General features: G+C 75.1%; 9 protein-coding genes. 4 read left to right on the top strand and 5 right to left on the bottom strand.

All coding sequences use genetic code 11. The features are described 5' to 3' along the window. Positions 1–128: 128 nt before the first annotated feature. From AB0K34_RS45100 to AB0K34_RS45090, 3 genes are all read right to left on the bottom strand, one after another. Positions 129–1322 (bottom strand): beta-ketoacyl synthase N-terminal-like domain-containing protein, encoded by a 1194-nt coding sequence (locus AB0K34_RS45100; protein ID WP_301178250.1) that lies wholly within the window; start codon positions 1320–1322, stop codon positions 129–131. Between the two features lie 99 nt (positions 1323–1421). Beyond that, the gene (locus tag AB0K34_RS45095) at positions 1422–2477 is read right to left on the bottom strand and encodes a beta-eliminating lyase-related protein (protein ID WP_301178251.1); all 1056 of its coding nucleotides are present in this window, start codon (positions 2475–2477) and stop codon (positions 1422–1424) included. Between the two features lie 63 nt (positions 2478–2540). Next, positions 2541–3107: a hypothetical protein gene (locus tag AB0K34_RS45090; protein WP_301178252.1), complete on the bottom strand. Its 567-nt coding sequence runs from the start codon at positions 3105–3107 to the stop codon at positions 2541–2543. A 560-nt stretch (positions 3108–3667) separates the two neighbouring features. Between AB0K34_RS45090 and AB0K34_RS45085 the strand changes: the two genes are divergently transcribed. Beyond that, positions 3668–5122 carry a GAF domain-containing protein gene (locus tag AB0K34_RS45085; protein ID WP_364554663.1) on the top strand — a complete coding sequence of 485 codons (1455 nt, stop codon included), beginning with the start codon at positions 3668–3670 and terminating at the stop codon, positions 5120–5122. Here the strand turns inward: AB0K34_RS45085 and AB0K34_RS45080 are convergent. After that, complete coding sequence (locus tag AB0K34_RS45080; protein WP_364554661.1) at positions 5106–5873, bottom strand: histidine phosphatase family protein; 768 nt, start codon at positions 5871–5873, stop codon at positions 5106–5108. The genes AB0K34_RS45085 and AB0K34_RS45080 overlap by 17 nt on opposite strands. Positions 5874–5994: 121 nt before the next feature. Between AB0K34_RS45080 and AB0K34_RS45075 the strand changes: the two genes are divergently transcribed. Further along, on the top strand, positions 5995–6360 hold the full coding sequence (locus tag AB0K34_RS45075) for a hypothetical protein (protein WP_364554659.1): 366 nt from the start codon (positions 5995–5997) through the stop codon (positions 6358–6360). A gap of 157 nt (positions 6361–6517) precedes the next feature. After that, positions 6518–6925: a hypothetical protein gene (locus tag AB0K34_RS45070; RefSeq protein WP_138633641.1), complete on the top strand. Its 408-nt coding sequence runs from the start codon at positions 6518–6520 to the stop codon at positions 6923–6925. 61 nt (positions 6926–6986) lie between these two features. On the opposite strand, the gene AB0K34_RS45065 is transcribed toward AB0K34_RS45070, so the two are convergent. After that, positions 6987–7574: an NERD domain-containing protein gene (locus AB0K34_RS45065; protein WP_301178299.1), complete on the bottom strand. Its 588-nt coding sequence runs from the start codon at positions 7572–7574 to the stop codon at positions 6987–6989. A 468-nt stretch (positions 7575–8042) separates the two neighbouring features. Here AB0K34_RS45065 and AB0K34_RS45060 point away from each other — a divergent pair. Next, the coding region (locus AB0K34_RS45060) for a helicase-related protein (protein ID WP_364554657.1) at positions 8043–9222 on the top strand (1180 nt) is incomplete at its 3' end.

Genomic DNA, 9222 nt, shown 5'->3' with positions numbered 1-9222 from the left:
AAAGCTCAAACAATACAGCTGGTGCGCGCCCCGGGGGGGGGGGGGGGCGCGGGGGGGGGGCGCCCCCCCGGGGGGGGGGGGGGGGGGGGGGGCCCCCCGCCCCCGCCCGGCGGGTGTTCTGAGTGGGGTCAGGCAGTGGCGGGCTTGTAGACGGCCACGGCGCAGGCGCTGCCGAGGCCGATGTTGTGCTGGAGGGCGACGCGGGCGCCTTCGACCTGGCGCTTGTCGGCCTGGCCGCGCAGCTGCCAGGTCAGCTCGGCGCACTGGGCGAGGCCGGTGGCGCCGAGGGGGTGGCCCTTGGAGATCAGGCCGCCGGAGGGGTTGACGACCCACTTGCCGCCGTAGGTGGTGGCCTGGTCGTCGATGAGCTTGTGGCCCTCGCCGACCTCGGCCATGCCGAGGGCCTCGTAGGTGATGAGCTCGTTGGCGCTGAAGCAGTCGTGGAGCTCGATGACGTCGACGTCGTCGATGGAGACCTGCGCCTCGTCCATGGCCTTGCGGGCGGCCCGCTGGGAGACGCCGAACCCGACGACCTGGATGGAGGAGTGGTCCTCGAAGCTCTGCGGGGTGTCGGTGGCGATGTGGTGCCCGGCGATCTCGACGGCCTGGTCCCACAGGTCGTTCTCGTCCAGGAACCGCTCGCTGACGACGAGCGCGGCCCCGGCCCCGTCGGAGGTGGGGGAGCACTGCAGCTTGGTCAGCGGGTCGAAGATCATCGTGGCGTTCTTGACGTCGTCGAGCGAGTACTCGGTCTGGAACTGCGCGTAGGGGTTGTTGACCGAGTGCTTGTGGTTCTTCCAGCCGATCCACGCGTAGTGGTCGGGGGTGGAGCCGTACTTCTCCATGTGCTCGCGGCCGGCGTTGCCGAACATCTGCGGCATGGGCGCCTTGTCCAGCTCCCACTCGCGGCCCGCGGTCATGGAGCGCAGGTGGTGGTCGATGATGGTGACCTTGGACTCGCCGACGCCGGCGCCGAGCGAGCCCTTCTTCATCTTCTCCATGCCGAGCGCGAGCGCGCAGTCGGCGAGGCCGCCGCGGACGGCCTGGCGGGCGAGGAACAGCGCGCTGGAACCGGTCGCGCACGCGTTCATCACGGTCATGACGGGGATGCCGGTCATGCCGGTCTCGTAGAGGGCGCGCTGGCCCATCGACCCGTACATGGAGCCCGCGTAGGCCATCTCGATCTTGTCGTAGCCGACGCCGGCGTCCGCCAGGGCCTTGCCGACGGCCTCCTTGGCCATGTCGGGGTACTCCCAGTCGCGGGAGCCGGGCTTCTCGAACTTGGTCATGCCCACGCCGACGACGAAGGTGCGGTTGGCCATCGGGCTCGCCTCCTGTAACCGAATGCTGTTCGGTGACACGATAACGCGCCGCCCGCGGGGCCGCCGGGGCGCTCTCGATGATCGGGACGAACCCGCCGGTCAGCCCGGCATCTCGGCGGCGAGGGCGGCGGCGAACGCGGCCACGTCCTGCTCGGTGGTGTCGAACGAGCAGACCCAGCGGACCTCGCCGGTCGCCTCGTCCCAGGTGTAGAAGGCGAATCGCTCGCGCAGCCGCTCCGCGGCGTCCTTCGGGATGACCGCGAAGACGGTGTTCGCCTGCACCGGCTGCGTGATCTCCACGCCGGGGACGGCGCGGGCGGCGGCCTCCAGCCGGCCCGCCATCGCGTTGGCGTGCGCGGCGTTGCGCAGCCACAGGTCGCCGTCCAGCAGCGCGACGAGCTGCGCCGACACGTACCGCATCTTCGACGCCAGCTGCATGCTCGACTTGCGCAGGTAGCTCACCCCGCGGACGGCGTCCGGGTTCAGGACGACGATCGCCTCGCCGAGCAGCAGGCCGTTCTTGGTGCCGCCGAACGACAGCACGTCCACGCCCGCGTCGGTGGTGAGGGCGCGCAGCGGGACGCCGAGGGACGCGGCGGCGTTGGCGATGCGGGCGCCGTCCATGTGCACGGTCATGCCGCGCTCGTGCGCCGCCGCCGCGACGGCCGCGGTCTCCTCCGCCGTGTAGACGGTGCCGAGCTCGGTGCTCTGCGTGATCGACACGACGGCGGGCTGCCGCCGCTGGACGTTGCCGAACCCGGTCGCGTACCGCTCGACCAGCCCGGGGGTGAGCTTGCCGTCCGGCGCCGGGACGGTGACCAGCTTCAGCCCGGCGATCTTCTCGGCGGCGCCGCACTCGTCGGTGTTGATGTGCGCCGACTCCGGGCACACGACCGAGCTCCACCGCTCCGACATCGCCTGCAGCGACACCACGTTCGCGCCCGTCCCGTTGAACACCGGGTACACCTCGGCGCGGTCGCCGAAGTGCCGCCGGACGACCGCGCGGAGCCGGCCGGTGACCGCGTCGTCGCCGTAGGCGGGCTGGTGCCCGGCGTTGACCTCGGCGAGGGCGGCGAGGACGTCGGGGTGGACGCTCGCCTGGTTGTCGCTGGCGAAACCGCGCGCGGCGGGAGGGGTCTCGGGCGGGTGAGTCATGCGCCCATTCTCCCGGACGGCGGCGGCCCGCCGGATCGCCGGCCCAGCCGGGCCCGCCGATCGCTAGGCCGGGCGGTCGGTGATGTTCTGCACCGGCGCGGGCGCGGCGTCGGCCGGCGGGTGCTCGGCGGCGCGCAGCGCCATGCGGGCGCGCATGGCGTCGAGGTCGTCGCCGAACCTGGCCACGGTGGACTGCAGGTCGCGCCAGAGCCCGGTGCGCTGCTCCAGCTGGGCGACCTTGGTGCGCAGCTCGCCGAGGCGCCGCTCGGCGGTGTCCAGCCGGGCGCCGTGGCCGGCGGTGTCGCGGCCGGTGCGGATGAGGCTGGTGGCGACGGCGGCCAGGTCGCGCTCGGTGTCGTCCATCCGCTCGTCGATGCGCGGCAGCAGCCGGTCGTTGAGCTGCCCGACGAGGGAGTCGAGCTCGGTGCGGACGGTGCGCAGTTCGGCGTCCTGGTCGCGGACGGTCTGCTCTAGGATCGCGATGCGCTCGACGAGTGCGGGGAGCAGCCGGCCCAGCTCCGCCGACCGTTCCAGATCCCGTCCCACCTTGGCGAGCAGGCCGACGCCCTCGCGCAGATGGCGCTCCGCCTCGGCGGCGGCGCGGCGGACGAGACCCGGGATCACGGTCATGGCGCTCCCTCCAGGGGCCGGTCGGGTGGAATCTCCTTAAACTGTAGGCGAACCGAGCGTGAACATTTTGTGAACCCGGATGTTTATTTCGGCGTCCGGGCGCGCCTCCGGGCGGCCGGCGGGCGGCGCGTCCGGCCCGCCGCCGGCGGCGGCACGGCGCAGGTGCAAAGGCCCCGGCGGACGATGAGCCAGGCGCGTTCGGCGGTGTAGTCCGCGCGGCTGAGCGCCGGGCGGACGCGGTGGCAGGTCAGGCAGAGCATGTGCGGTCGGTCCTCCCCGTAGCGGCCGGGAGCCTCCCGCGCCCGGTGGGTCGTTCCGGCCCGCCGCCCCGCGCGCATTCCCCCCGGATGCGCGGACGGGGCGGCGGGACCCACAGGATGGCCCTTCGTCTCCCAGCCGCCGGTAACGGTAGGCGTCTCCAGGTTGCATGCACGTTGCGACCGGATGCTCACGGAGCGTGTCCCCATCCGGCCGTGCGGGATCCGTGGAATCGGTTGCGCCGAACCCCGCGGGGGGCGGATCCTCGGACCGGCCGAGGTTCTCTCCGGGGGAAGGGGCTGATGGTGGTGCGCGATCCGGTGGCCGTCCGTCTGCCCATCTCCGAGTCCTGGCGGCGCTCCCGGGACGCGGGCGTCGACGCGGGCGTGCAGGCGGCGCCGCTGGTGTACGAGCGGGACGTCGTCGCCGACGCCCGCGACGTCCACCCCCTCCAGCCGCACCTGCCGATGCTGGAGTCGCTGCTGCGGCGGGTCGCGGACGAGACCGAGCACCTCATGGTGATCACCGACGCGGACGGGCACGTGCTGTGGACGCAGGGCCCGCCGGCCGCGCGCCGGGCCGCCGACGCGATCGGGCTGACCGAGGGGTTCCGCTGGGCGGAGGACGCGGTCGGCACCAACGGGATCGGCACCGCGATCGCCGCGGGCCGGCCGGAGTACGTCTACGCCGCCGAGCACGTCGCGCACGTCCTGCACCGCTGGTCGTGCGCGGGCGCGCCGATCATCGACCCCGACTCGGCGCGGGTGGTGGGGTGCATCGACGTCAGCGCGACCGTGGCGGCGCTGCATCCGGCGACCGTCGCGCTGGTGGCCGCCGCGGCGCGGCTGGCCGAGTCGCGGCTGGAGAACGAGATGCTGGTGCGGGACGAGCGGCTGCGCGAGCGGCTGCTGCCGCACCTGCGCCGGCTCGGTGGGGGCGGCCTGCTGGTGACCGCCACCGGCCGGGTGCTGGCGGCGGGCGCGGCCGGGCTGCGCGGGCTGCGGCTGGCCGTCCCCGAGCCCGGCGGGACGGTCGCGCTGCCGGACGGCCGCGTCGCCGTCGCCGAGCCGCTCGGCGAGGCGTTCCTGCTGCGGTCGGCCGACCGGGTCGGCGCGCGGGTGGTCCCCGACCCCGGCGCGGAGGCGGCGCCGGCGGCCCGGCCGGCCGCCGGCGACGGGCCGCTGCTGGCGCTGTCGCTGCTCGGCGACGGGCAGCCGCACGCGCTGCTGGACGGGCGGCGCTTCGAGCTGACGCTGCGGCACGCCGAGATCCTCGCGCTGCTGGCGCTGCATCCGCGCGGGCTGAGCGGCGACCGGCTCTCGCTGTGCCTGTACGGCGACGACGGCAGCCCCGCGACGGTGCGGCCGGAGATCCACCGGCTCCGCCAGCAGTTCGGCGACATCGTCCGGGCCCGCCCGTACCGGCTCGGCTGCGCGGTCGAGGCCGACTTCATCACGGTCCGGCGGCTGCTGGACGACGGCGACGCCGGCGGCGCGGTGCGGCTGTACGGGGGCGAGCTGCTGCCCCGCTCGGACGCGCCGGCGATCCGCGCGGAGCGCGACGAGCTGGCGGTGCGGGTGCGGCGGCAGGTGCTCGACCGCGGCGGCGCCGAGACGCTGTGGGCCTACGCGCAGACCGAGCCGGGCCGCGCCGACCTGGAGGCGCTGGAGCGGCTGCGCGCGATGCTGCCCGCGGGCGATCCGCGGCGGGCCGCGGTCGCCTCGCGCAGCGACCGGCTGCTCAGCGGCGAGCTGTAGAGCGCGGCTCCGCGGGGGCCGCGGGGGGCGGCGCGCCGAGGCCGGTCAGGTGGGCGCAGTCGTTGTAGCAGACGGCCTGGAGGCCGGAGCCGTCGCCGCGCCAGCGGGTGACCGAGGCGTTGCCGACGGGTTCCTTCTCGATCCGCATGATCTCGGCCTCGGTGAGGTCCTCCACCAGGTAGCGGGTCATGACGATGATCGCGTCGTGGGTGACGACGAGGACGCGGCCGCCGGGGGCGTCGGCCTCCAGGTCGCGGTAGAAGCTGCGCAGCCGCAGCGCGAGGTCGGCCCACGACTCCCCGCCGGGCGGGCGGTAGTAGAACTTGCCGAGCTGGTCCAGCCGGGCGGCCTCGGCGGGGAACCGGCGCCGGACGCCGAGGGCGGTGAGGCCCTGCAGGGCGCCCTGCTCGCGGTCGCGGAGCCGCTCGTCGACCCGCAGCCGGGGGCCGCCGGGGTGCCGCGGGGCGGCGTAGGAGGTCTGCGCGAGGGCGATCTCGGCGGTGTCGACGGTGCGCAGGTAGGGGGAGGCGATGACGTGGGTCGGGCGCTCGTCCTCGGGGAGCGCGGCGAGCCAGCGGCCGAGGGTGGCGGCCTGGGCGCGGCCGGTGTCGGACAGGGGGATGTCGGCGTCGCGTTCGGTGATGCCGGCCTCTTCGGCATCGGTGCCGAGGACGGCCTGGTAGGCGAGGTTGCCGGTGCTCTCACCGTGCCGGGTCAGGTTCAGCCACTGCAGCGCTCTCACGCCCGCCATGCTGCCATGTCCCGGGGGCGGGCCGGTGCCCGTGCGCGCTTCCCGCCGTGCGGCCAAAGCGATTCCGCCCCGGGGCCAAGGCGATTCCGCTGTGCTCTACGGCCGGTAGTACTCTCGTTCCGTGACCGACGTCCTGGGCACCGTGATCATCGTGGTGGCGCTGCTGACCGCCGTTTACGCGCTGGTGTCGGCGCTGCGCAACCGGGCGATGGACCTCGGGCACCTGATCGCGCTCGGCGCGCTGGAGGCGCTGCTGATCGCGCAGGCGGTCGTCGCGTTCGTGAAGCTGTCGGGCGGCGAGGGGCCGGACGGCACCGCCACCTTCGTCGGCTACCTGCTGGGCTCGCTGCTGATCCCCGTCGCGGGCGCCGGATGGGGGCTGCTGGAGCGCACCCGGTGGGGGTCCGCCGTCATCGTCGTCGCGGGGGTGGCCGTGGCCGTCATGGTCGTCCGGATGGACCAGTTGTGGAGCGGTGGCGGTGTCTGAGCCCGAAGGAACGCGCGCCGAGCGGGCCGAGCGGGCCGAGCGGGCCGGGGGCGAGTCCGTCCGGCCCGGGGCCCGCGCGGACGGCGGCGCCCGCGCCGGCGCCCCCGCCCGCACGGGTGGCGGGTCCCGGCCCGGGACCGCGGGCGGGCCGGGACGGCTGCTGGTCGCCGTATACGCGATCTTCGCGCTCGCGGCCGGTGCGCGGGCGGCGGTGCAGATCGCCACCCAGTACTCCGAGGCGCCGCTGGCCTACGCGCTGTCGGCGTTCGCCGCGGCCGTCTACGTCCTGGCGACGGTGGCGCTGGCCCGCGGCGGCCGCACCTCGTTCCGGGTCGCCGTCGCGGCCTGCTCGACCGAGCTCGCCGGGGTGCTGGTGGTGGGCACGCTGAGCCTCGCCGACTCCGCCGCGTTCCCCGACGAGACCGTCTGGTCCCTGTACGGGCGCGGCTACGGGTTCGTCCCGCTGGTGCTGCCGGTCGTGGGCCTGTGGTGGCTGCGCCGCACCGCCCGCGCGGGCGGCGGAACCCGCGCGGGCGGTGGGCGCCCTGTGAGCGGCGGCGTGTGAGCCCTCCGGCCACAGGTGTCGGGTGGTCATCGCTGCCCCTTCCGGCGGCGGGGCCCGCCGCCTAGGCCGCCGCGGACAGGGACGACCGGCCGCCGATCGGGAGGGCCTGCACGGCGGCGCGCATGATCGCCTCGACCTCGTCGGGCGACAGGTCGGCGGTGGGGTTGCGGCGCATCCAGCGGACCAGCTTCAGCGGCGGCGCGAACACGATGCCGTCGGCGGCGAACGGGGTGCGGACGAGGTCGCCGCCGTGCACGGCGAGCACGGGCGTCACCTTCACCGGGACCTCGGCGACGCGGGAGACCGCCACGGCGGCGGCCTCGGCCCGCGCCGTCAGCGTGCCGACCAGCTTGGACTGGGTGCGGCCGTCGATGAACAGCTTGCCGCCGTGGTGGGAGATCTCCGCGTCGGGGTGCCACGCCTCGTTGTGGACGAGCCAGAGCCCGCCCGGCCCGATGACGAGCTGGTCGGCGGTGCCGTGGCCGGGGACGGTCCGGGCGTGCAGCACGCGGTGGCCATTGCGCTCCAGTGTGTAGCGCAGCACCCGGTTCATGCGCTCGTCGCCGCGCAGCCCGAGCCGCCATACCCGGGACGAGTGGTACACGCGCCAATGGACGAACACGTCTGCGGACGCCACCGCAACGGCCATGATGATTCCGAATAGCGGGTTGACGAGCAGTCCGCACAGTATGAGCGTCGCCGCGGCCAGAAATGCGCGGGTCCGCAATCTCCCTTTTCGGCCGCGCTGCCAGAGCTCCTCGTACACCGCCTGCGGCGAACCGCCGGTGAACGCCGGCCTGTCCCTGAGGTAGATGGAGCTGCCGAACATGCCGAACCTCCCAGCACCTGCGATGACGCCATCATTATGGGGACGCCGATGCGATTTGCGCCACACTTCGCAAGGTGACTTATATCAAACTGCCAAGTCAGTTCCGGGGCTTGAAGTCATTGCTCACCTGCTCTTTCGCCAGGATTGGGAGGGTGCGGTGGCGGGAAGAATCCGGAACGTCCCGGAGAATGCAATGAAAGGCTCGATGCAAGTATCACCGCAACGAACAGAGCCTTTTTCGGTGCAATGGATTTCCGCTGCGGCGGGCGGGCCGGGCAGACTGGGGCGATGCAGCTGAGCGCCGCCGAGAACCTGCCCGTCCACCGCGCCGTCCCCGCGCTGCGCGCGGCGCTGGACGGGCACGGCGCCGCGGTGCTGTCGGCGCCGCCCGGCACGGGCAAGACGACCCTGGTGCCGCTCGCCCTGGCCGGGCTCGCGCTCGGCGGCCCGCCCGCGGCCGGGAAGGTGCTGGTGCTGGAGCCGCGCCGCCTCGCGGCCCGCGCCGCCGCCCGCCGGATGGCCTGGATCCTCGGCGAGCGCGTCGGCGGCGCGGTCGGCGTCACCGTGCGCGGCGAGAACCGCCCCGGCACCCGCGTCGACGTCGTCACGACGGGCGTGGTGCTGCAGCGCCTGCAGTCCGACCCGGAGCTGGACGGCGTCGGCACGGTGATCCTGGACGAGTGTCACGAGCGACACCTGGACGCCGACACCGCGCTGGCGTTCCTGCTGGACGTCCGCGCGGCGCTGCGCCCCGACCTGCGGCTGGTCGCGGCGTCCGCGACCGCCGACACCGGCCCGTGGGCGCGGCTGCTCGGCGGCGCGCCCGTCGTGGAGACCGAGGCCGCGCTGCACCCGGTGGAGGCGGTGTGGGCGCCGCCGGAGCGGCCCGTCCCGCCGCCGCACGGCCTGCGCGTCGACCCGGCGCTGCTCGCGCACGTCGCCGCGACCGTCCGCCGCGCCGTGGCCGAGCGGGACGGCGACGTGCTGTGCTTCCTGCCCGGCGTCGGGGAGATCGCCCGCGTCGCCGGGATGCTCGGCGGGGTCGCGGCCGACGTCCTGCAGATCCACGGGCAGGCGCCCCGCGCCGTGCAGGACGCGGTGCTGGCGCCCGCGCCGGGCCGCCGGGTCGTGCTGGCCACGTCGGTGGCCGAGTCGAGCCTGACGGTGCCGGGCGTCCGCGCGGTCGTGGACTCCGGCCTGGCCCGCGAGCCCCGCACCGACCACGCGCGGGGGCTCGGGTCGCTCACCACCGTCCGCGCGTCCCGCGCCACCGCCGAGCAGCGCGCCGGGCGCGCCGGCCGGGAGGGCCCCGGCACCGTGTACCGCTGCTGGACGCGGGCCGAGCACGACCGGCTCCCGGCCCGCCCCCGCCCGGAGATCGAACTGGCCGACCTCACCGGCTTCGCGCTCCAGGCGGCCTGCTGGGGCGACCCCGACGCGGCCGGGCTGGCGCTGCCGGACCCGCCGC

Origin of the sequence: Actinomadura sp. NPDC049382 (assembly GCF_040677125.1) — a bacterium.
Classification (GTDB): domain Bacteria; phylum Actinomycetota; class Actinomycetes; order Streptosporangiales; family Streptosporangiaceae; genus Spirillospora; species Spirillospora geliboluensis.
The sequence above is the reverse complement of the archived record's forward strand: the minus strand, read 5'-3'. Positions and strand labels throughout refer to the sequence as shown.